18 protein-coding genes, 2 tRNA genes and 1 pseudogene are annotated in these 21,799 nt (G+C 55.2%); 13 read left to right on the forward strand and 8 right to left on the reverse strand.

The features are described from left to right. Positions 1 to 17 precede the first annotated feature (17 nt). The 3 genes from ACQ4WP_RS22160 (at position 18) to ACQ4WP_RS22170 (ending at position 1,662) form a co-directional block, all read left to right on the forward strand. A complete protein-coding gene (locus ACQ4WP_RS22160) occupies positions 18 to 365 on the forward strand; it encodes an energy transducer TonB (RefSeq protein ID WP_436524430.1) in 348 nt (115 codons plus the stop codon). 168 nt (positions 366 to 533) lie between these two features. Continuing rightward, a complete protein-coding gene (locus ACQ4WP_RS22165; protein ID WP_436524432.1) occupies positions 534 to 1,106 on the forward strand; it encodes a hypothetical protein in 573 nt (190 codons plus the stop codon). Between the two features lie 172 nt (positions 1,107 to 1,278). After that, positions 1,279 to 1,662, forward strand: coding sequence for a hypothetical protein (locus ACQ4WP_RS22170; protein WP_436524434.1), 384 nt, complete (start codon positions 1,279 to 1,281; stop codon positions 1,660 to 1,662). A gap of 355 nt (positions 1,663 to 2,017) precedes the next feature. Here the strand turns inward: ACQ4WP_RS22170 and ACQ4WP_RS22175 are convergent, their stop codons facing one another. The 3 genes from ACQ4WP_RS22175 to ACQ4WP_RS22185 form a co-directional block, all read right to left on the reverse strand. Then, the gene (locus tag ACQ4WP_RS22175) at positions 2,018 to 2,467 is read right to left on the reverse strand and encodes a hypothetical protein (protein ID WP_436524436.1); all 450 of its coding nucleotides are present in this window, start codon (positions 2,465 to 2,467) and stop codon (positions 2,018 to 2,020) included. A gap of 258 nt (positions 2,468 to 2,725) precedes the next feature. Next, positions 2,726 to 3,385 (reverse strand): FxDxF family PEP-CTERM protein, encoded by a 660-nt coding sequence (locus ACQ4WP_RS22180; protein WP_436524438.1) that lies wholly within the window; start codon positions 3,383 to 3,385, stop codon positions 2,726 to 2,728. A 340-nt stretch (positions 3,386 to 3,725) separates the two neighbouring features. Then, positions 3,726 to 5,831 (reverse strand): TonB-dependent receptor family protein, encoded by a 2,106-nt coding sequence (locus ACQ4WP_RS22185; protein ID WP_436524439.1) that lies wholly within the window; start codon positions 5,829 to 5,831, stop codon positions 3,726 to 3,728. Positions 5,832 to 6,118: 287 nt separating this feature from the next. Here ACQ4WP_RS22185 and ACQ4WP_RS22190 point away from each other — a divergent pair, with 287 nt between their 5' ends. Then, entirely contained in the window at positions 6,119 to 6,574 is a 456-nt protein-coding gene (locus tag ACQ4WP_RS22190) for a response regulator (RefSeq protein WP_436524441.1), read from the forward strand. Between the two features lie 28 nt (positions 6,575 to 6,602). Here ACQ4WP_RS22190 and ACQ4WP_RS22195 read toward each other — a convergent pair. From ACQ4WP_RS22195 to ACQ4WP_RS22215, 5 genes and pseudogenes are all read right to left on the reverse strand, one after another. Beyond that, positions 6,603 to 6,746: pseudogene (locus ACQ4WP_RS22195) on the reverse strand (addiction module antidote protein); the annotation flags it as partial. 148 nt (positions 6,747 to 6,894) lie between these two features. Beyond that, positions 6,895 to 6,970, reverse strand: a tRNA-His gene (locus ACQ4WP_RS22200). Positions 6,971 to 7,103: 133 nt separating this feature from the next. Then, the gene (gene murI, locus ACQ4WP_RS22205; RefSeq protein WP_436524443.1) at positions 7,104 to 7,949 is read right to left on the reverse strand and encodes a glutamate racemase; all 846 of its coding nucleotides are present in this window, start codon (positions 7,947 to 7,949) and stop codon (positions 7,104 to 7,106) included. Positions 7,950 to 8,015: 66 nt separating this feature from the next. Then, positions 8,016 to 9,557, reverse strand: a complete 1,542-nt coding sequence (locus tag ACQ4WP_RS22210) for a fumarate hydratase (RefSeq protein ID WP_436524445.1) — start codon at positions 9,555 to 9,557, stop codon at positions 8,016 to 8,018. Between the two features lie 99 nt (positions 9,558 to 9,656). After that, positions 9,657 to 10,268: a YqhA family protein gene (locus tag ACQ4WP_RS22215; protein ID WP_426075129.1), complete on the reverse strand. Its 612-nt coding sequence runs from the start codon at positions 10,266 to 10,268 to the stop codon at positions 9,657 to 9,659. A 294-nt stretch (positions 10,269 to 10,562) separates the two neighbouring features. On the opposite strand from ACQ4WP_RS22215, the gene acs reads away from it, so the two are divergent. The 9 genes from acs (at position 10,563) to ACQ4WP_RS22260 (ending at position 21,695) form a co-directional block, all read left to right on the forward strand. Further along, positions 10,563 to 12,569, forward strand: coding sequence for an acetate--CoA ligase (acs, locus tag ACQ4WP_RS22220; RefSeq protein ID WP_436524447.1), 2,007 nt, complete (start codon positions 10,563 to 10,565; stop codon positions 12,567 to 12,569). 189 nt (positions 12,570 to 12,758) lie between these two features. Further along, positions 12,759 to 12,849: transfer RNA gene (locus tag ACQ4WP_RS22225), tRNA-Ser, on the forward strand. Between the two features lie 230 nt (positions 12,850 to 13,079). Further along, positions 13,080 to 14,390, forward strand: a complete 1,311-nt coding sequence (locus tag ACQ4WP_RS22230) for a tyrosine-type recombinase/integrase (RefSeq protein ID WP_436524449.1) — start codon at positions 13,080 to 13,082, stop codon at positions 14,388 to 14,390. Continuing rightward, on the forward strand, positions 14,383 to 15,021 hold the full coding sequence (locus ACQ4WP_RS22235) for a DUF4102 domain-containing protein (RefSeq protein ID WP_436524451.1): 639 nt from the start codon (positions 14,383 to 14,385) through the stop codon (positions 15,019 to 15,021). Before ACQ4WP_RS22230 ends, ACQ4WP_RS22235 begins: the two co-directional genes overlap by 8 nt. Positions 15,022 to 16,012: 991 nt before the next feature. Next, positions 16,013 to 16,879, forward strand: coding sequence for a phage integrase N-terminal domain-containing protein (locus ACQ4WP_RS22240; protein ID WP_436524467.1), 867 nt, complete (start codon positions 16,013 to 16,015; stop codon positions 16,877 to 16,879). Positions 16,880 to 17,015: 136 nt separating this feature from the next. Further along, positions 17,016 to 17,216: a helix-turn-helix transcriptional regulator gene (locus tag ACQ4WP_RS22245; RefSeq protein ID WP_436524453.1), complete on the forward strand. Its 201-nt coding sequence runs from the start codon at positions 17,016 to 17,018 to the stop codon at positions 17,214 to 17,216. Positions 17,217 to 17,819: 603 nt separating this feature from the next. Continuing rightward, on the forward strand, positions 17,820 to 19,940 hold the full coding sequence (locus ACQ4WP_RS22250) for an NACHT domain-containing protein (RefSeq protein WP_436524455.1): 2,121 nt from the start codon (positions 17,820 to 17,822) through the stop codon (positions 19,938 to 19,940). Then, complete coding sequence (locus ACQ4WP_RS22255) at positions 19,937 to 20,821, forward strand: RelA/SpoT-related domain-containing protein (RefSeq protein WP_436524457.1); 885 nt, start codon at positions 19,937 to 19,939, stop codon at positions 20,819 to 20,821. The genes ACQ4WP_RS22250 and ACQ4WP_RS22255 overlap by 4 nt, the downstream gene beginning before the upstream one ends. 85 nt (positions 20,822 to 20,906) lie before the next feature. Further along, positions 20,907 to 21,695, forward strand: coding sequence for a hypothetical protein (locus ACQ4WP_RS22260; RefSeq protein ID WP_436524459.1), 789 nt, complete (start codon positions 20,907 to 20,909; stop codon positions 21,693 to 21,695). The last annotated feature ends 104 nt before the right edge of the window (positions 21,696 to 21,799 follow it).

Genomic DNA, 21,799 nt, shown 5'->3' on the forward strand with positions numbered 1-21,799 from the left:
TAATCATGGGGAAGCACATGTTTGAGAATAAGCGTTTGATGAGTGCAGCAGCGGCCTTGCTGGTTTCCGTTTCTTCCGCCGCCTTCGCGGCCGAGGTGCCGGCGTCGTTCGATGCCAAGAACTGCAAGGCCGACTATCCAAAAGCCTCGCTGATGAACGAAGAGCAGGGCACCGTGTCGATGTCCTTCCTGGTGAATGCCGATGGCAGCGTTGCCGATTCGAAAGTCGACAAGAGCAGCGGCTTCAAGAACCTGGACAAGGCCGCCATCAAGGCCCTGTCCGCATGCAAGTTCAAGCCGGGCACCAAGGATGGCGCCGCAGCGCAAACCTGGACCAAGGTCGATTACGCCTGGAAACTGGACTGATCCATGTTTCGCCGGGAGCGTCGCTCCCGGCACGGCTGTATCCGCTACGGGCGGCGCCTGCAAGGGTGCCGCCCGTTGTGTTATGTGCGCCAGCCAACGGCGCTGTCGCCGCCGATTCTGTTACCCTCGAAACATACCTTCGGGATATCCCACCACAAGAGGCTTATCATGCAGCGCATCCTGACACTTTCCTCCCTGGCCGCCACCGGCTTGCTGCTTTCCGCCTGCGCCTCGCTGGGCGCGCCTGTGGGCTTGCAGGCGGGGCAGACCGTGGCCGTCGTGAATAGCCTGAGCTGGGACAATCCCCTGACAGGCAAGCGTGACGGTGTGCGCACCAGCTGGCCTATCAAGGATGGCAAGGTTGCCCCTGAATATTTTCCGCTGGCGCAATTGAAGCAATGCGAGGCCGCTGGCAAGCCTTGTGCCTGGGGCGTGATGCGTGCGCAGCGCAGCGCGCCCATGCTGAGCTTTGCGGACGGCGGCGTGGACCTGGCGTTGAGCGTCTCCATCGACGTGGCGCGGCGCCAGGATGCGCGCCAGGGCGAGATGCAAACGGCGATGGCGATTCCGCAGGATGTGGCGGCGCTGGCTGGCCGGCAAGAGTTGCAGCCCAGCTGGAAATTGAAGTATGGCAAGGTCGAGCAGGTCGAGCTCGATTACGGCGTGCGCTACCAGGTGTGCGTGCAGCGTTATGATGCGGCCGGCAAGGTCATCGATACCTGCGCGATTCCATTTATTTAAGGAAGCATGCCGCCCGTGCCGCTTGTGGCAGCTTCGCCACATTTCATGTTGCAGCGTGCGTCGGGGTGTAACAATCGGTAAAAGCACAGCAAAGCACGGCGTAATTTCTTATAGTACTTAATTAAGTAGTAAAGAATTGGTACATGAAGATTAGTACTAGAGGAGAATTGCAATGAAAACCCTGTTGGCAGTAATCTCGCTGGCCGCCCTGGGTGGCTGCGCCGTGGCGCCCCCCGGTCCCGCGTATTACGGTTCGCGCGCGCCACAGGGGGCCTACAATCCCTATGACTGGCATACGGTCTCGTCCGAACCGGTGCAGTCGGGCCGCGTGATGAGCGCACCGCGCGTGGAATACACGAATGAGCCCGTGTATGTGCAGCAGCAGCCTGTGTACGTGCAGCAACCTGTGTATGTGCCGGCGCCCGTGTACGCACCGCAACCGTATTATTACAATCCGCCCGTGACGATCGGGCTGGACTTCATGTTTGGCTTTGGGCGCCACGGTGGACACCGCGGCGGCTGGGGCGGTCATGGACGCTACCACGGCCGGCGCTAGGCGCGCCCTGCAGCATGTGACGCCAGAATGCGCGCCGCGCTTCATGTCATGCGAAGCACGGCGCGCATTGTCATATGGGGAGATGCTGTGACGTAAGATGAAATCAGTGGAAATACACGGAACCCTGGTGCAGTATGTCCGCCGAGCACAGGATGTACATCGCCGCCGCTGCCAGACCTATTTGCAAGGCGCCAAAGCTGATCGGGATGAGGCGGGACATGTCGTACTCCTGAGTGTGTGGGGTGTGGTCAGGCTTTCATCATAGCTTGAGTTAATGCTATCGGGCATCGGATGAATGTCCGTCGCCATGTAGGACAACACCTCGTGTCTGGCGCCCGCCTCGTTCTCCCGCCGCCTAGCGGTTTTTCCAGCGCACTACCGGCTCTTCCGGCGCCGTGTCCGGCACGTTCGAGATCGCCAGCCAGTGTGTCAGGCGTTCCGGATGCTTGAGATTGATGCCCATGCCATCGATGATGCCCACCTGTTCCAGCATGCGCGCATCGATCTTCGCCTTCGACACCGTGGGTGCGCCCATGACCATGCGGTCATACGCCTTGCGCGCCTTATGCTCCCATTTGTGCAGATTGCTTTCGTCGAAACGGTTCGCTTCGAAGTACACGGTCAGGGTGCCATCGAGGTTGCCGAAGCCGACAATGCCCGCGCCCTTGCGGATGGTGGAGGTGTTGTCGATGTCAAATGCCGCCGTGGGCACGAAAATGCCGGCGCGGCCATCGATGTCGGGGCGTCCCACGGGCGTATCCTTGCCGTAGGAACTCGTTTCGGTCATGGTTTTTTCTGCTGACATGGTGCGTGTGTGGCGGCCGTGCCGGGAGCGCAATCGGGCCCGGCAGCGCCAGTCATCCTGTTCAAAAAATGCGTGCTGATGATCAGGGCGGGGTAGGGGCCCTGGCGGAGCGATGCTTGGCTTTGCTTGATACCCCGCTATTGTAGCGCCAATTTAATTCTTCTTGGCAACATTTCATGAGGTAGTGCATCCGTTTACCCATGAAAAAAACCGCCCGGCCAGGTGGCGGGGCGGCTGTTGCGCGACGACTGTTCAGATTCAGGCAGCTGTCTTGCGGCGTGCCATGAAACCCAACAAGCCCAGGCCCAGCAGCATCATGGCGTAGGTTTCCGGTTCTGGCACGGCGGCCGTCACGGAGACATTGTCCAGGTAGGAGCCGTACGTGGGCGCGGAGACCGGACCGATCGATTCGAAGCGCAGCACGGTCGAGCTCCCCAGCGCCGTCAGGTTCTGGATGTAGCTTTGCCAGACACCGCTGGTGGTGCCGACCAGTGCCGTCGGGGTCAGCAGGGTGGAACCCCAGTACACGTTCATCAGGCTGTTAGCGCCGCCAGCCGTATCAGGACGGCCCGAGTAGGCAAACGACAGCGCATACGTGCCGCCGGCCGTGGTGGCGATGGCTTGCGATACGGAGGTCAGCTGGTCGGTATTGAGTTCCAGGTATTGCGTGCCGTTGGCGGCGACAGGATTGAATCCGCCCTGGCCTCCTTGCGTGGCGCCTTTCTGGATTTCAAAGGCCGAGTTGCCGCTGGCCGATGAAGTCCAGCCTGTCACGCTGCTGAGCGGGGCCCAGGCTGAGGCGATGATGTTGTTTTCAAAACTGCCATTGACCACCAGTTCGGTCGCGGCGTTGGCGGCACCAGCGGTGGCCAGGGCGGCCAGTGCGGCGATCTTGAAGAGAGTGGCAGGCGTTTTCATGAGTGATCCGTTTTGGTTGATTAAAGATTAATTTGTTTTCCTAAATGACATTTAAAGAATATCACCAAAACTCACATAAAGAACAGACGCTCGATAAAAATAAATGCAATTGTGAAATTATTTATATCCACAAGGCAATTGATTTCCATGGTGAATTAATTGCAACGTCACTCCAGAGCGAACTGTGCCTTGGCGCTGCTTGCACCACAGTATTTTTGTGACATCGGGGCGTAAAAAAACCTGCATCGTTACAACAACGGTGCAGGTTTTTTCATGCCGCACACGGACCTGGCGGCTTATCGATTCGATAGGCACCGCCGCGCGTGTGGGGATCAGAACATCAGAACGCCAGGCGTCCTTGCAGGTAGACCATGCGCGGCGCGCCCACCATCTTGCCCAGGTTGCCGTCCGAAGTGCGCGTGAAGTAGCGCTTGCCGCTCAGGTTGTTGACGCCGGCAAGCAGCTCCAGGCCGGCCTGGCCCTGCACCTTCCATTTTACCTGCGTGTTCCAGGTGCGAAAGCCCGGAATGACACCCAGGTTGCCTGCCGGATTTTCCGCCACCGTGTTGGCTTCATCGGCGAACTGGCGGCTCTGGTGGCTGCTGGACAGGTCGAAACCCCAGACACCCAGCTGGTAGTGGGCGCCGACGGTGTCCGTGGTGCGCGAATAGAAGGGCACGTCATTGCCTGCATTTATACCATCTTGCAAGGTGGCCTTGGTGTAGGTGTAGGTGGCGTAGGCGTTCAAGCCGGCCAGCGGGCCGGATTGGTCGAAGTGGTAATCGATGGCCGTTTCCAGGCCCCGGTGATGCGTGGCGCCCACGTTATAGAAGACGGCGTTCTCGCCGCTGCCCACGGACTGGATCTGATTGTCGAACTTGATGTTGAACAAGGTCGCTTCGGCCGACAGCTGGCCACTCTTCCAGCGCGCGCCCAGCTCGGCCGTCTTGGCCAGTTCCGGTTGCAGCGGGTTCTTGCTTGACTGCGCATTGAGCTGCGTATTTTGCACGGCGCCAAACGAGCTGTTGTAGTTGCTGAACAGGGTCACGTTGTTGTTGAGCAAGTAAGCCACATTCAGCGAGGGCAGAGCCTTGTTGTTGAGCAACTCGATCTTCTGGTCGGTCGGCAAGTGGTTGTAGCGTTCCGTCTTGATGTGTTCGTAGCGCACGCCCGGCGTGATGCGCCAGGCGCCGATGGCGATCTTGTCATCGATGTACACGGCTTGGGCATCGGTGGCATTGTCGGCGAAGCGCGTCGGCTTTTGTTGTACGCCGCTGGCGATGACGACGTTGTAGATGGTTTCATCGGCCCGCTCGGCCAGGTAGCGGTAGCCGACGGTGACGTCCTGCGATACCTTGCCGGTAATAAAACGCTGCGTGTAGCGCGGCTCGATGGCCGTCGTTTCATAGTTGCGCGGCTGGTGGCCCAGGTTTTTCCCGCTGATCAGGATGCTTTCGCGCGAGCTCTTGTTGTAATAGGCGCGCACCTCGAATTCCTGGGTGCCGGACAGGGCATTCAGATAGCCGATGTCGAAGGCCTTGCGCTCGCCGCTCCAGTAGTCGGTGGGGCGCGTGTTCTGGAACGGGTCGGCCTTGTACTGGGCGGCGGTCAGGCCGCCCGGCGTGCGCGACGTCACGTCATAGTAGGACAGCTTGCCGTACACCTCGGCCGTCGAGCTCAGGTCGTAGCGGAATTTGAGGGCGAAGTCGTTGACTTTCTCATCGCTGCCCACGCGCCAGTCGCTGCCGCGAATGCCCGAGTACAGCACCGCCAGGCCCAGGCCACTGTCGAGCTGGGTGCCAGCAAACACGCTGGCCTGCGTGTTGTGGCCCACTTCGCTGTACGCGTTATAGCGCACGGTGGCGTCGCCCGTGATGCCTGGCGTGGTAGGCACGCGGCGCGTCTTGAAGTTGATGATGCCGCCCACGTTTTGCGGGCCGAAGCGCACGGCGCCGCCGCCGCGCACCACGTCGACCGTCTCGACATTGGCCAGGCTGACGGGCGCGAACGACAACTGCGGCTGGCCATACGGCGCCACCGACATCGGGATGCCGTCGAGCAACACCGTGCTGCGCGGCGAATAGCGACCCGCCAGTCCCCGCACGCCGATGTTGAGCGAGATGGCGCTGCCGGCGCTGCCCGAGTTGTCGCTGATCTGCACGCCGGGAATGCGGCGCATCACGTCGCTGAGGCTGGATGCGCCCGAGTGTTCGATGTCGTCCTTTTGCAGCACCGTGCGGGCGCCGGCGAAATTCTTCGTACTGGCGGCCATGCTGGTGCCCAGCAGGTTGCTGCTGACCTGGATGGATTCGAGGATGGGCCCGGCGTTATCAGCCGTATTGGCTTCCTGTGCCTGCGCGGCAAGGGAAGCGCCCAGGCAGGCGAGGGCAATGGCCAGCGTGCACGGGCGCAGCGACAAGGGCAGTGGGGAAAGTGTGGCGGCCATGCATGGATCTCCGTAATGACAATGTTTGCGCGGGCAATCAGGCGGCGCGACAACAGCGTGGCGTGGACATCCGGCGCAAGGGGATAAGAATGATAATGATTCTCATTTTATCCGTCAATTGCGCAAACTGCGTAGAGGTGGCTTTCGCCGGGACCGGGAAGGAAGTGTTGTTGATGCGGTACAGCGGAGCGCCAGGATTGCCGCTTGGCACCATTGCTGGGGTGCGGCGGCATTCCACGTGCTTCTTGTATACTCCCGCTTTTGCAGCCGTCAGACGTGAAGGTACCATGAGCCAGACAACTGAAACGACACCAGGTAATTCCTCCGTGGAACACCGCCAGGGCGACCAGCCGGCAAGTGCTGCGCGCAAATTGAATCTGCTGGTGGTCGACGACAATCAGGAAGTGGGCGAATCGCTGGCCATGCTGCTCGAAGCGCTGGGCCACCATGCGGTGGTGGTGCGCAACTGGCAGATGGCCGTCGAGCAAGTCAAGCTGTGCTTGCCCGACGCCGTCTACCTCGACATCGAGATGCCCGGCATCAGCGGCATCGAAATCGGCCGCCGCCTGCACCATAATCCCGAGACGGCCAACGCCGTGCTGATCGCCGTCACGGGCCACAGCCTGCCCATGTACATGGACGACGCGCTGGCCGTCGGCTTCCGCCACTTCCTCGTGAAACCCGTGCGCCTGGAAGACCTGGCGACGACGGTGCAGTCGGTGCAATCGGTGCTGGCGGGGTAGTCTTTCCGCTGCCTCGGCTGATGGGTGGTCAAGTGTTCAGCGCTGCGGCGCGAAATTGCAAACCGAGTGCATGCGTCACCTTCAAAATGGTGTCGAAGCTGGGATTACCTTCGCCGGACAGGGCCTTGTACAAACTTTCCCGTCCAAGTCCTGTATCTTTGGCAAGTTGTGACTGCCGCGCGCAGGCTGGATTTTTCGCTGATGCGCTCGCCTGGCATGCCGTGGGAGGAGAGGGCTGATGTTGCCTCATGCATGTGCGCTGGAATGAAAAAAGGGTTACAAGCCGAAGCGTGTAACCCTTTAATTTACCACTAATTCTGTGGGGTGGCTGATGGGGCTCGAACCCACGACAACAGGAATCACAATCCTGGACTCTACCAACTGAGCTACAGCCACCACTGTCTTACTTGCCTGTTTAGCTGTTTTGCTGAACAGGTGCCGAATTATACAAAGAACTCGGCGAAGTGGCAAATCTAAATGCAGTCTTTTTTAAAGAATCGAAAGATTGCATAAAAACGCCCGTTTTCACTCACACGGACAGGTGTGCGACGGGCGGCTGCAAGTCCAGCAAACCGGCGAAGGCTTTCGCCAATGCTTCGACACTGGCGGTCGTGTAGCCCTGCAGTCGCGGTGCGTCGTTATTGATGCGACGCAAGCTTGCTGCGTCGAGCAAGCGGGCCAGCTGGCGCGCCACGGCGTCGCCGGTGTCGACCAGGGTGATCTGTTCCTGCGTATGCGCGCGCACCGTGCGTGCTATGGCATCCTGCACGAAGGGGTAGTGCGTGCAGCCGAGCACCAGGGTGTCGACGCCTTGTTCCAGCAGGGGGGCGATGTAGCGTTCCAGCATGGCGCTGGTGGCATCGACCGGGTCGTTGCCCAGCTCGCACTGCTCGATGCGGTCGGCCAGGCCGATGCAGGGCTGCAAAATGAACGTGGCGCCCGTGGCGGCGCTCACCTGTTCGCGCAGGGCCAGCAGCTTGTCGCCGCGCAAGGCGCGCTCCGTGGCCAGCACGGCGATCTTGCCGTTGCGGCTGATGGCCGCCGCCGGTTTCAGGCCCGGTTCGACGCCGACGATGGGCAGGTCGGGATAGCGCGCGCGCAGCGCCTTGATGGCGGCGATGGTGGCCGTGTTGCACGCCACCACCAGTGCTTTCGCGCCTTGCTGCAATAAAAAGGCAGTGATCGCCAGCGAACGGTCGACCACTTGCTGTTCCGTCTTGTCGCCATACGGGGCATAGGCGGAATCGGCAAAGTACATCAGGTCTTCCCGCGGCAGCTGCGCGCGGACATGGCGCAGCACCGACAGGCCGCCCACGCCGGAATCAAAAATGCCGATGGGGGCGTCTGGGCGGGCAGTGCTTGCAATAAAAGTCATAGGGAACCGTTGAAGATAAAAAACGCCGCGCTGATGTTGCCGCGCGGCGTCTATGGTAGTGCTTGTTTAAGCGACCGTCACGGGAATCTTGCTGACGCTATTGAGTTGCTCGATCTTCGCCTGCCATTCTTTCGGGCCCGTGTTGTGCACCGAGGTGCCTTTCGCATCCACGGCCACCGTCACCGGCATGTCGACGACGTCGAATTCGTAGATCGCTTCCATGCCCATGTCGGCAAAGCCCAGCACCTTGGCGTGCTTGATGGCTTTCGACACCAGGTAGGCGGCGCCGCCGACAGCCATCAGGTAGGCCGACTGGTGCTTCTGGATCGATTCGATGGCGACCGGGCCCCGTTCGGCCTTGCCGATCATGGCGATCAAGCCCGTTTTTTCCAGCATCATGTCGGTGAACTTGTCCATGCGCGTGGCGGTCGTCGGACCGGCCGGGCCGACGGCTTCGTCGCGCACAGGGTCAACCGGACCGACGTAGTAGATCACGCGGTTCTTGAAATCGACCGGCAATTCTTCGCCACGGGCCAGCATGTCCTGGATGCGCTTGTGCGCGGCGTCGCGGCCCGTCAGCATCTTGCCGTTCAACAGCAAGGTCTGGCCCGGCGTCCAGGAAGCGACTTCTTCTTTCGTCAGGGTATTCAGGTCGACGCGCTTGGATCTTTCCGTGTCCGGCGTCCAGTGCACTTCCGGCCACGACGACAGCGATGGCGGCGTCATGTAGGCAGGGCCCGAGCCGTCCAGCACGAAGTGGCCGTGGCGCGTGGCGGCGCAGTTCGGGATCATGGCGACAGGCTTCGACGCGGCGTGCGTCGGGTGCATCATGATCTTCACGTCGAGCACGGTCGTCAAGCCGCCCAGGCCTTGCGCGCCGATGCCCAGCGAATTGATCTTGTCGCACAGCTCGATGCGCAATTCTTCCAGCTTGTTTTGCGGGCCGCGTTGTTTCAGCTCAAACATGTCGATGTCTTCCATCAACACTTCTTTTGCCATCAGCATGGCTTTTTCAGCCGTGCCGCCGATGCCGATGCCCAGCATGCCAGGCGGGCACCAGCCGGCGCCCATGGTCGGCACCGTTTTCATGACCCAGTCCACCAGCGAATCGGACGGGTTCATCATGATCATCTTGGATTTGTTTTCCGAACCGCCGCCCTTGGCAGCCACTTTCACGTCGACGGTATTGCCTTCGACCAATTCCATGTGCACCACGGCCGGCGTGTTGTCCTTGGTGTTCTTGCGGTCGAAATGCGGGTCGGCCACGATGGACGCGCGCAGCTTGTTATCGTCGAAGTTGTACGCGCGGCGCACGCCTTCGTTGACGGCGTCGGTGACGGTGCCGGAGAAGCCTTCGAAGCGCACGCCCATGCCGATTTTCAGGAAGACGTTGACGATACCCGTGTCCTGGCAAATCGGACGCTTGCCTTCCGCGCACATGCGCGAGTTGGTCAGGATTTGCGCGATCGCATCTTTTGCCGCCGGGCTTTGCTCGGCCGCGTAGGCGCGCGCCAGGTGCTCGATGTAATCAGCAGGGTGGTAGTAGCTAATGTACTGCAACGCTGCGGCGACGGATTCGATCAGGTCTTCTTGCTTTATGACAGTCATGGTGTTCTCGCGGTGGATAAGAAGGGTAAGACTCTTTGCTGATTACTGCATCAGATAGACAAAGCCCATGACCGCCGCTGGCAGCCATGGGATTCTGGTTCAATGGGGGCGTGCCTGGTTTTGCGTGACCGTCATGATGCGGTCCGTGTAGGCAATCGCCATCGCCGACAGGATGAAGACCATATGGATAACCGTTTGCGCGATGATCACTTCGATCTTGTACGAGTTGGCATTGATGAAGGTCTTCAGCAGGTGGATGGACGAGATGCCGATGATGGCCATCGCCAATTTTGTCTTCAGCACGGACGCATTCACATGCGACAACCATTCCGGCTGGTCCGGGTGGTCGTCGAGGTGCATGCGCGACACAAACGTTTCATAGCCGCCGATGATGACCATGATCAACAGATTCGAGATCATGACCACGTCGATCAAGCCCAATACCACCAGCATGATGGTCGCTTCATTGAGCTTGGTCGGCAGGGCGCTGCCTGGTACGGCCACGGCCGTCAGCACGTGCTGCAGGGCCGCGTCATTGCCGAACACGGCGCCGATCAGGTCCGACAGTTCCACCCAGAAGTGAAATACGTACACGCATTGGGCGAGGATCAAACCCAGGTACAGCGGCAGCTGCAGCCAGCGCGACATGAAGATGAAGGCAGACAGGGGGTGCAGTTTGCTATGTTTGGGTTTTTGTGAATGGTCGATCATCTGGAGTTTCCTGGGGGTAAATACCAATTTTTGGTATGCCCGACATTTTACACTTGCTGCTGATCACTGCGCATGCCCTCGATCTGGATTATTGGCCTTGATGAAACACAAAGTGGCATCAAGTAGTTGGCGTGTTATCAGTTTTTCCATCCAGAATGCTGGGCGGCGTACGCTTGACGCCCATCGCCTGTGGCGATTATGGTTAGAATGGATCGAGGAAAACGCTGCATGTAAGGCGTCAGTAAGACATCAGGCATATGGTGTTAGCAAACAATTACTACACTGGAGACTAGCATGGCCGCTATAGAGAACCAAGGGCAGGGCACCGAGCAGCAGGGACCGGAAGAGTCGCGCGTATTTCAACCGTCGGCAGCATTTGCCGCACAGGCAACGATTTCCGGCATGGACGCTTACCGCGCCATGGTGTTGGACGCCGAACGTGACTATGAAGGCTTCTGGGCCAAGCTGGCGCGCGAAAACCTGAGCTGGAAAAAGCCGTTCACCCGCACCCTGAACGAAGACAACGCCCCGTTCTACAAATGGTTCGAAGACGGTCAGCTGAACGTGTCCTACAACTGCCTGGACCGCAACATTGAAAATGGCCTGGGCGACAAGACGGCCCTCATCTTCGAAGCGGACGACGGCAGTGTCACCAAGGCAACGTATACAGAGCTGCACGAAAAAGTCTGCAAGTTCGCCAACGGCCTGAAAGCCAAGGGCATCGCCAAGGGCGACCGCGTGATCATCTATATGTCGATGTCCGTCGAAGGCGTTGCCGCAATGCAAGCCTGTGCGCGCATCGGCGCCACGCATTCCGTGGTGTTCGGCGGCTTCTCGGCGAAATCGCTGCAGGAACGCATCATCGACGCGGGCGCCGTGGCCGTCATCACGGGCGACGAGCAATTGCGCGGCGGCAAGAAGCTGCCATTGAAATCCATCGTCGACGAAGCGCTGGCGCTGGGCGGCTGCGATTGCGTCAAAAACGTCATCGTTTACCAACGCACGGGCAGCGACTTGCCGATGGTGGCCGGCCGCGACACGTGGCTGCACGACCTGGTCGAAGGCCAGAGCGCGCAATGCGAGCCGGAATGGGTCGATGCCGAGCATCCACTGTTCATCCTCTACACCTCCGGTTCGACCGGCACGCCGAAGGGCGTGCAGCATTCGAGCGGCGGCTACCTGCTGTGGGCCGCGCTGACGATGAAGTGGAGTTTCGACATCAAGCCGGACGACGTGTTCTGGTGCACGGCCGACATCGGCTGGGTGACGGGCCACAGCTACATCGCGTATGGCCCGATGGCCGTGGGCGCCACGCAAGTGGTGTTCGAAGGCATCCCGACCTACCCGAACGCGGGCCGCTTCTGGGAAACCATCAAGAAACACAACGTCAGCATTTTCTACACGGCACCTACGGCCATCCGTTCGCTGATCAAGGCAGCTGACGTGGATCCAAAAGTCCATCCAAAGAATTACGACCTGACCAGCCTGCGTTTGCTGGGCACGGTCGGCGAGCCGATCAATCCGGAAGCGTGGATGTGGTACTACAAGCACATCGGCGGCGAGAAATGCCCGATCGTCGATACCTTCTGGCAAACGGAAACGGGTGGTCACATGATCACCCCGCTGCCAGGCGCCACGCCGATGGTCCCCGGTTCCTGCACCCTGCCATTGCCAGGCATCATGGCCGCCATCGTCGATGAAGCGGGCCATGACGTGCCGAACGGCCAGGGCGGCATCCTGGTGGTGAAGCGTCCATGGCCATCGATGATCCGCACGATCTGGAACAACCCCGAGCGTTTCAAGTCCAGCTACTTCCCGGAAGAACTGGGCGGCAAGATGTACCTGGCAGGCGACGGCGCCATCCGCAACAAGGACACGGGTTACTTCACCATCACGGGCCGCATCGACGACGTGCTGAACGTGTCGGGCCACCGCATGGGCACGATGGAAATCGAATCGGCCCTGGTCGCCAACCCGCTGGTGGCCGAAGCGGCCGTGGTGGGCCGCCCTGACGACACGACAGGCGAATCGATCTGCGCCTTCGTGGTGCTCAAGCAAGCGCGTCCGACGGGCGAAGAAGCCAAGAAGCTGGCCCTGGAGCTGCGCAACTGGGTCGGCAAGGAAATCGGACCGATTGCGAAGCCGAAGGAAATCCGTTTCGGCGACAACCTGCCGAAAACCCGCTCCGGCAAAATCATGCGCCGCCTGCTGCGCGTGCTGGCCAAGGGCGAGACGATCACGCAAGACGTGTCGACTCTGGAAAATCCGGCCATCCTGGATCAGTTGAAGGAAGCGTCGTAATAGACAGGCCAGCCCCTCCGGAAGCGTATGCGCATCACTGGGGCGCATCCTTCCTGCGGGCCTGGCCAAACTTTTACCCTAGGGTAAATAACTTTGGCAGTCTGTAGAATCTTTGCTATAATCTGCGGCTTCGCGACAAGCGATATGCAGTACACAATGTGAGCAAGCAAGACGCGCGCATTGCCTTCAGGAGAGATGGCTGAGCGGCTGAAGGCGCACGCCTGGAAAGCGTGTATAGGGTAATACTCTATCGGGGGTTCGAATCCCCCTCTCTCCGCCACGGATAGTAATTAAGTAAGATCAGGACGTCTCAGGAAGTCCCTCAAAACCGCTTAGAGCCTTGATTCTAAGCGGTTTTTTCGTTTCTGGACGTTGCACAGCGTCCCAGGATATCCACCTCAAGTAGGCGCAAGTTTGGGGGCTTCTCGTACTCAGCCATTGCCGCTTGCCCCAAAAATTCAAAAAAACGACTATATTGATCTTTACAGCATGCCGCGCAGGAGGTTTGCCATGCCAAAGATCATTGCTCCGCTGACAGATTTACTCATCCGCAACGCCAAGCCACGCGAGCGGCCATACAAAATGTTCGATGGTGACGGCATGTACCTCGTCGTCGCGCCAACCGGTTCCCGCATCTGGCGTTTCAAGTTCCGGCAGGCCAACGGTAAAGAGAATACGCTGACGTTCGGCCCTTATCCGGAAATCACCTTGCAGGATGCACGTGAAAAGCGTCTGGCGACACGCCGCCTGCTGCTGCAAGGAATCGACCCCGCCAAGCATCGCGACGACGCCAAGCGCTTGGCAAAGGATAAGGCGTCCAACACGTTCGAAAAAATCGCGCGCGAGTGGCATGGCAACAAAGTGCCGACATGGAGCGAACGCACCGCCAATAACACCATCCAACGTCTGCAAGCGGACATCTTTCCAGCCATCGGCCGCATGCCGATCGATGAGATAAAGCACCGCGATCTGATTGCCGCGCTGCGCAAGATCGAGGAGCGTGGCGCAAGTGAAGTCGCCCATCGCCTGAGAGCGGTATGTGCGTCAATTTTCAGCTACGCGATTCAGTGCGGATTCACAGAGCGCAATCTGGTCACCGATATGAAGGATGTGTTGAAGACCGTCCGCGCCGGACACTTCGCCGCCATCAACGCTGACGAACTACCGCAGTTTCTGGCCATTCTGGACCGCAACGAAGCACGCATGTTCGCGCCGACCCGCATTGCGCTGCGGCTGATGCTGCTGTGCTTTGTGCGCACCAGCGAGTTGATCGAAACGCCCTGGAGTGAAATTGACCTGGAGCGCGGCGAGTGGATCATTCCATGGCAACGCATGAAGCGCGGCAAGCTGACCGTCAATCCGGATATGACCAACCATCACGTATGCCTGTCGCGCCAGGCGCTGGAGCTGCTGCGCGAACTGCACGCGATCACGGGCCGCAGCAAGTACCTGTTCCCGAATCAGCGTGACCACGAAAAGCCGATCAGCAATAACACGATACTGGTGGCGCTTGGACGCATGGGATACAAGGGCAAGATGACCGGCCATGGCTTCCGGGCGCTGGCCATGAGCACCATCAAGGAGCGCCTGGGCTACCGGCATGAAGTTGTGGACCGGCAGCTTGCACATGCGCCGAAGGACAAGGTGGCCAGCGCCTATGACCGGGCGCAGTTCCTGGCGGAACGGCGCAAGATGATGCAGGATTGGGCCGACTATATCGATGCCGTCAGCGGCAAGGGAGCGCCGCCGCAGACGCCAAGATTAACGCTGGTCAGTGGCGAATTCAGCCGGGATGGCGGAACAGGAGGGCACCATGTCTAAGTATGTATTGCGCCTCACGGATGAGCTTATCAAGCAAGCTGCTCCGAAGGACAAAATATACAAACTATTCGATGGGGCTGGTCTGTACATCGCAGTGCAGCCCAGCGGCAGCAAGGTCTGGCGCATGAAGTATCGCCAGCAAAGCGGTGGCGAAAGCGTTCTGACTTTTGGCCGGTACCCTGAAGTTTCCATTGCCAAAGCGAGAGAACACAGGCTTGCAGCGCATCAGCTGCTGGAGCGGCAGCAGGACCCGCACACAGAATTCAATCGAGAAAAATTGCATCCACTGCCAAAGCCTATTCCAATCGACGAAATATTCGATGAGCCGGAGTGGGGCCATGTCCAGACCAGTATTCGGCGGGCGACCCTGCTCGCTATCCGTCACCTCGAAACCGCCTTATTTCCGGCATTGCAGCGCATTTCCATCAGTGAAGCACAGCACAGTATCCAGCAAGCAGCCATTCGGCAAATTGAACAGGCTGGTTTGCAGGTCGTCTCCCGTCAGCTGGAGGGTGTCGCGACGGCGCTCGCTGCCAGTTATTTACGTAACGGTATGAGCATGGACCAATTGGTTAGTGCGATGAAAGAGTCAAGGAGGCGGGTACGTCGCCAGGGCGACAACATGCAGTAGCTATCGGAGTCTTTGACCGGGTCCCAATTCTGCGCACTACGAAAAGCGCACTTGACGAAACGAACCACTTGCAAACGTCGATATCAGGCATAGAATGAAGCTCTCTTATGTGGGAATCGCTCCCACGAGGGCATGCTTCGAGCATGTCCCTATGCTTAGCGGCATAGGCGTTGCGGTCGTTACCCGCCACCATGATACATAGCAGTTTCTGCTAGATATATCGCCGGGCCATGCAGAAGCATGCACATCTCGGCACGATAAAGCGCTGCCTTCAGCGTCTTCATATCCCACAATCCGCAAGACGGATTGCCTGGATGATTGCGCCCCGTGGGCGCTTCTTCAAACAGGAGCAAGACTCCTGCCCCGATTGGTTCGCATGCCCCGCGAGGTAGCGCACCGTATGAAGCACAGCATGGCTTTGCCGCAAGCCGCACCGTCAGCAGAAATGCCAGCGATGCGATGCCATCGCGGCTGCCGCCAGCGCGTGTGCTTCAGAGTCGCCAGTATCGTCACCGCGAGTGCGATGCTGGCATGTATGCCGTCACATGCCATGGCTACGTGAGCGCGTCGTTACTGGCGGCCTGCTGCCAGTGACGACGCGCCGCCGACGGCATAGGCCAAGGCGGCAAGCCCTGAGCGTCCGCGTGACGGTGCTCAGTGACGAGGCCAGGCGCCTCTCCATCGCAGGCAAGCCTGCGATTTCCTTCGCCCGCTAAGGGCTTGTGTTTGAACCGTGCACGAGGTGCACTCCATGGACCCTGGGTGATTGGTCCCTGCTGCTGCGGCTCCCTCCGGGAGCGCGCAGCGGTGCCACACGCGCATGCGGCGCGGGCAGGCAGTAACAGCAACCGCATACACGGGAGTGGTGTCCCGAGGCCCTTGATTCAACCTTTTCTGCTGAGGCAGTTGGGGTGGCCAGAAACACTTACCAGACAGGATTACACCACGCAGCATCGATGTGAAAACCAAGGATCGAAGGGATGACTTTGCCATGCGCGACTTGAACTACCAGCTCAAGCAACTGTGTCACCGCAACCGGGATGGCAGCTTTGCGACGCAGGCCGACCGCGAGCGCTTATTGAACCTGTGCGCCAACGACCTGGCGGAACGAGGCTTCCAGCATATGAGCGTGGACAGTCTGAAACCAAAGCATGTGGCGGCGCTGCTCGATAAGTGGAAGCAGGATGGAGTCAGTACCGGAACGGTCAAGAATCGCATGAGCGCCCTGCGCTGGTGGGCCGAGAAGATCGGCAAGGAGAACATCATTGCGCGCACCAACGGCGAATACGGCATCGCGGAGCGGGTGTTTGTCACCAATGTCTCGAAGGCAAAGGTGCTGGACGCCGACACGCTGGCCCGCGTGAACGATCCGTATACGCGCATGTCCTTGCAGCTGCAGGCCGCGTTCGGACTGCGGCGGGAAGAGAGTATCAAGATCAAGCCGGGATGGGCCGATGGCGGGAATATCCTGCGGCTGAAGGATAGCTGGACCAAGGGCGGCAAATACCGGGAGGTGCCGATTACCACCATGCAGCAGCGCGCCGTGTTGGAAGCGGCCAAGGCGTTGGCGGGAAAAGGCAGCCTGATTCCGGCGCAGTTGCGGTATCGGGACCAGTTGAACCGCTTTCGGGCGCAGTGCGACAAAGCTGGACTTCATGGTGTGCATGGGCTGCGCCATGAGTACGTGCAGCGGCGCTATGCCGAGTTGACTGGCCGACCCTGTCCAGCCAGTGGCGGCCCGACATCGAGACAGCTGGATGCTTCACAAAAAATCGTAGATCAAGCTGCGCGGATGAAGATTTCGGTGGAGATGGGGCATGGACGTGAGCAGGTTACTTCCATCTATCTGGGCAGATGACCGCCCACTTGTATCAGGGGCGCAGCGCATGGAACAGACGAGATGCATAAGGGGGAGTCCTGGAGCTGCCGGAATTATCGCGGAGAGTCGGCATGACTCTCCATTGTTTGCTGTTCATCAATCGAAGGAGAATCTTATGACCACGACTAGAAAATTCCTCCGCTTGCCTGCGGTCATCGAGGCCACCGGCTGGTCCCGCGCCACAATCTGGCGCAAGGTAAAGGCAGGCGTGTTGCCGCCGCCGATTCCCATCGGCCCCAAGTCTATCGCTTGGGACGCTGACGAAATCGCTCAATGGCAGCAGCGCTGTATGGATGCCAGACGTGGAGTCGCTTGAGCGGACGATCGAGTAACAGGTGGATCAACAGCGGACCAACATCCTAAGAATTAAGCCAGGGCATCTATTGATGTGACTAGCACTTGTCGCAGTTATCAATGTTATACAGTAATCGATCGTTAGCGAACTTTGCTTCTACAGTGAGAGCTTTCCATTCACCCAGTGGATGGCAAGTCTAGGTCTTCGTTTCGTAGCAGTATCCATTCCACTGTGCGGTTAAATTCTGTCTTGTCTTGAAAATAAATTGTTGACTTGGACCATACTCGGACGCCCATGTATGCATATTTGATGACTCTGAAAGGGGGTAAGGGTCTCAGCTGACAATTATTCAACAACAATGACGCAGGTTGAAGCGTACGCAGTTCGTTGTAGTCTAGACGACCGTCTCCCTCTCGTTTGAGTTTCAAAATTTTATCGATAGAGGCCAACTTGCAGCAACGATGTAAAAATGAAGTATTTTTCATTTTGGCAAAATGGTATCCTCTCTTGTCGGTGATTTTTTGCTATACACCGCCTAAGTCTGGTCGTTTTGGTCCCAGTCTAATAGCGAAAATATGATGATATTCTTAATCTAAAGATTGAATTTTTCCAAAGGGATTTTTTGTGGACATTAAGGCGGGACTGGTTGCAGCTTATCGACGCTATGGGTTTACTATGGCACGAGATGGGACAAGAGAAGGTTTTCTTGTTTTTACTTTAAAAAATGGTTATTTCGATAATGCTGAGATAATTCGACTTCACCCAGAAGTTAAGACGGATGAAATTTTTCGCGAATTTACGATCGCAGGCTATGCATGCACTATCAGAGATGCCAAATTTCCTGATCTTGCGGAAGAGGAATTATTTAATGGTTTTTTTTCCGTGCATTCAACGCGAAAAAGGCTCATCGACGATTATCGGAGGTTTACTAAATCTTTGGTAGAACCATACGGAGTTAAGGCAGTATATGAGTATGTAAAAGCTCCATATACAATTAATGGAAAAGAGGGCGAGCTTACACCCCCTGCAGAGGTGCTATCTCGTATAGATGAGAAGCGTCCAATTTTATTTCTTATAGAAGCGGCTGCTGGTTTTGGGAAGACTTGCACGGCGCAAGAAATTGTTCGCTTATTAGCGGATCATTCTAGTCGACTTCCATTATACGCAGAGTTGTCGAGAAATCGCCAAGCTCGGATTTTTAGATACATTTTACTCGATGAGATAGATCGAACTTTTCCGCTCTTAAGTTCGGGACTGGTACAAACTGAAATAAAGAATGGACGTATTGCTGCTATTCTTGACGGATTTGATGAGCTTTTAAGAAAAAAAGAAGAGAACGGAGATTTCGAGAATAAAGAGCCAATGCTAGAAACAGTAAGCGAGTTGTTGACTGGTTATGCAAAAATAATCATAACTACGAGGAGAACAGTTCTTTTTGATGGCGATGAATTTCATCAATGGTTAGATAGGCATGCCGATACATTTTCCGTGGTTCGTATACGAATTCAAGAGCCGAAAGTAAATGATTGGCTTCCTTATGCCCGTGTAGAATCTTTAAAGCAGCGCGGATTAGATGTTGATGCAATGGCTAATCCCGTACTGTTATCATATTTAAAGTGCATCGACGAAACGTCATTCGCTCAGGTAGTGGCGCAACCTGAAGCAATTGTTCAAAGTTATTTTGAATACATGTTAGATCGGGAACGAGAACGACAGGATTTAAGAATGACTATCGAGATGCAATCCGAAGTCCTATATCGTATTGCTACCGACATGATGGATAAAGGCTATACCGCTGAGCAGCGTGATTATATGGTGAAATTATTTTTGGAAAAATGCGGCAAAGAAATCGACCTATCTCGGAATCAATACCCGGCTTCAGACAAGCCAAGTAGGGATGAAATAGCAAATAAACTTGCCAGTCATGCCCTTCTTGATCGGAGTGCATCAGATATTAATAAGATTGGATTTGTTAACGAGTTTTCGTTAGGGAATTACGTTGCTGAAAATATAATTTCTGAGCCTGGTTGGCTAGGCGACGACTTGCGTTTCATTGAGCCTGCAATTAACTCTTACTCTCCAAGGACAGAGATCTCCCGTAAAGTTCTCTATTCTGGAATAAGTAATTCTCTTCCATTTTTGGATGAACGTGGACGTATAGACGTTTCAGCTAAACTAATAGGGAAAATGCCAGATAATCTTATAGATGGAGCAGTAGAAGCTATTGAATTATTTTCCCTAGATATTGGTGATGCATTGATTTCGTCATTTCAATTTAGTGAAGTGATTTTTAGGAATTGTGTATTTATTAAATCAGGTCTTCAAAATGTTTCATTTTTAAATTGTAGATTTTTTGATTGTCAAGTAATAGCAACGGAACCCGCTGGTCCTGTTTATGTATTAGGAGGAGAAAGTTATCCTGATATTATGATCTCTCTGTCCCAGTTGCCAACGGATATTGAAGATGGGGTTGAAGAAGATAGAGAAAGAATTGTTGAACAGGTGTTGTTGAAAAGATTCTGGCCGGTGGGAGATCCGATCGGTCAAAAGCCCAGTCGTCCAGTCTACAAACCTTTGAAATTTCTCTGCCAACCTATTGAGAAATGTACAGCCGCTGAGCTATATGCAGGAGTTGAACGTTTGCTGAGAGAAAATGTTCTTCTTGAAATGAATAGATCTAATTTAATTACGTTAAACAATGACTCGATGAAGAAAGTGCAATCTATTTTTGGAGTTGATCAATGATCCAAATTGCTGCTTTCACAAGGGTTGCTGATAGTTTGCGTCGCGAGATTGAGCAGGAACTAATGACGCTAGGATTATTGTGTCGAGTTTTTGGTCGAGGAAAGTCGCTTGCATCATTGCAATCGAAGCTACAATCAACTCCTGGAAAATATAAACCGGGAGGAAAGCTGATTCAGGATGCAATCGGTCTGAGGGTAGTAGTATATTTTCCCGAGGATGTTCAGATCGTGGAAAAAATATTGCGCATGAAATTTGAATGTGATGATATCTCTTCAAACATTGATAAGCCAACAGATAGTGTTTTTGCTGTCTCAAGGTACAATTTGATATTTAGACTTTCACCGTCTTATTTCCGCGACATGGATGAACCCAGTGTTGAAATACCAGTTGACAGAGCATTTGAGGTACAAATTCGTACAATTTTGTCGGAAGGGTGGCATGAAGTCGAGCACGATTTGCGATACAAGCGTAAGCAAGATTGGATAGAGCATGACGATCTTAGCCGCGGCCTTAACGGGGTCGTCGCTACCCTTGAAACGGCAGAGTGGAGCATGCGGAAGATCTTTGATGATTTAGCTTATAAACAATATAAGGCTAGAAAATGGGATGCTATGTTGCATTCATCCCTTCGCATGCGGATTACCTTGCCGTTAACTGTGAGTGTGGAAAAACATTTGGATGAAAACAAGGATGTTGCACGTAAAGTTATCCGAATAAAGAGGGCGGAAGTGTTTTACGCGCTATATAAGTTGGCTCCAAGAATTCCATTGACGGCCGATAATTTAGTTTTTATTTGGAATCGAATATCAATAAAAGACGAGCGCTTAACTGAATTGACGCCTAGAATTATTTCTGAAACTATGGATTCATCTGGGATGTGAGATTTTTATATTTACTTTTTCAATAAGCTTGGCTTAGATAAATTTTTTTTAAATGGATTTAATTTAAATTACAACATGGAAAAGTATGAGTGTGCGCAAAGAAAATGTTAAGTTCGAGGTGCCATTTGTTGAGGAAATTCGAAAAACTGGATTTGTTTTAGAAAATCAGATAGCACAACAACTGAAAAGCACTGGGTGGACGGTTATTAGTAATAAATACTATGTTGATGATGCCGAGGAAACAGTTCGAGAAATAGATTTAGTTGCCTATAAATGTAGCAAGGTTCAGCATTTTAATGTGTATACGGTAGTGATAATTAGCTGCAAAAAAAGTGACTCAAATGCTTGGGCATTATTGTCAAGAAAAATTAATCTAAATGACCCAAATGCAAATTTTAGACCATTGCATGTATGGTCAAATGATAAAGTAATTGATTATAAAATTTCACAAACAGATAATAATAGTAAGTATTATAAAAGAGTAACCGAACTTGGAGTAAAAGAGATACTTCAAGATCCAAGTGTTGAGGTTTTTGCATATCAAGAGATGGCGAAATCAACAGGTAAGTCACAAAACGACAAAGCTATTTTCAACTCTATTACATCGTTGATGAAAGCGCAATCCTATGAAATGTCATCTTTGCCGGAACGAAAAAAAACCCCAAGTGTTTATCAATTTAATCTCTTATCAGTTGTTGGAACCGATCTTGTTCGCTTAATGTTTAGCGGAGATGAAATTGTCGCTTCGAATATCGATTCGGAGCATTATTTGGCAAGCTATATTGTTAATAAGCGTGAAACTTTTTCGAGGATCAGGTTTGTAAAGTCGGATGTTTTTAGTGACGTATTGAAAGACTATAGTGAGGTACCCTGACTTTTTCGGACACTCTTGTTTGGTAAACTTCACCAACTGGAGAACTTATGAAACGCTCAACAACATACACGCCAGAGCTTCGAGAAGAAGCAGTAAAGCTGGTC

Origin of the sequence: Janthinobacterium lyxosi, from assembly GCF_051380665.1 — a bacterium.
Taxonomy (GTDB): domain Bacteria; phylum Pseudomonadota; class Gammaproteobacteria; order Burkholderiales; family Burkholderiaceae_D; genus Janthinobacterium.

Coding starts and splice junctions, on each gene's coding strand:
- ACQ4WP_RS22160 (WP_436524430.1), top strand. CDS start 18: ATGTTTGAGAATAAGCGTTTGATGAGTGCAGCAGCGGCCTTGCTGGTT.
- ACQ4WP_RS22165 (WP_436524432.1), top strand. CDS start 534: ATGCAGCGCATCCTGACACTTTCCTCCCTGGCCGCCACCGGCTTGCTG.
- ACQ4WP_RS22170 (WP_436524434.1), top strand. CDS start 1,279: ATGAAAACCCTGTTGGCAGTAATCTCGCTGGCCGCCCTGGGTGGCTGC.
- ACQ4WP_RS22175 (WP_436524436.1), bottom strand. CDS start 2,467: ATGTCAGCAGAAAAAACCATGACCGAAACGAGTTCCTACGGCAAGGAT.
- ACQ4WP_RS22180 (WP_436524438.1), bottom strand. CDS start 3,385: ATGAAAACGCCTGCCACTCTCTTCAAGATCGCCGCACTGGCCGCCCTG.
- ACQ4WP_RS22185 (WP_436524439.1), bottom strand. CDS start 5,831: ATGGCCGCCACACTTTCCCCACTGCCCTTGTCGCTGCGCCCGTGCACG.
- ACQ4WP_RS22190 (WP_436524441.1), top strand. CDS start 6,119: ATGAGCCAGACAACTGAAACGACACCAGGTAATTCCTCCGTGGAACAC.
- murI (WP_436524443.1), bottom strand. CDS start 7,949: ATGACTTTTATTGCAAGCACTGCCCGCCCAGACGCCCCCATCGGCATT.
- ACQ4WP_RS22210 (WP_436524445.1), bottom strand. CDS start 9,557: ATGACTGTCATAAAGCAAGAAGACCTGATCGAATCCGTCGCCGCAGCG.
- ACQ4WP_RS22215 (WP_426075129.1), bottom strand. CDS start 10,268: ATGATCGACCATTCACAAAAACCCAAACATAGCAAACTGCACCCCCTG.
- acs (WP_436524447.1), top strand. CDS start 10,563: ATGGCCGCTATAGAGAACCAAGGGCAGGGCACCGAGCAGCAGGGACCG.
- ACQ4WP_RS22230 (WP_436524449.1), top strand. CDS start 13,080: ATGCCAAAGATCATTGCTCCGCTGACAGATTTACTCATCCGCAACGCC.
- ACQ4WP_RS22235 (WP_436524451.1), top strand. CDS start 14,383: ATGTCTAAGTATGTATTGCGCCTCACGGATGAGCTTATCAAGCAAGCT.
- ACQ4WP_RS22240 (WP_436524467.1), top strand. CDS start 16,013: ATGCGCGACTTGAACTACCAGCTCAAGCAACTGTGTCACCGCAACCGG.
- ACQ4WP_RS22245 (WP_436524453.1), top strand. CDS start 17,016: ATGACCACGACTAGAAAATTCCTCCGCTTGCCTGCGGTCATCGAGGCC.
- ACQ4WP_RS22255 (WP_436524457.1), top strand. CDS start 19,937: ATGATCCAAATTGCTGCTTTCACAAGGGTTGCTGATAGTTTGCGTCGC.
- ACQ4WP_RS22260 (WP_436524459.1), top strand. CDS start 20,907: ATGAGTGTGCGCAAAGAAAATGTTAAGTTCGAGGTGCCATTTGTTGAG.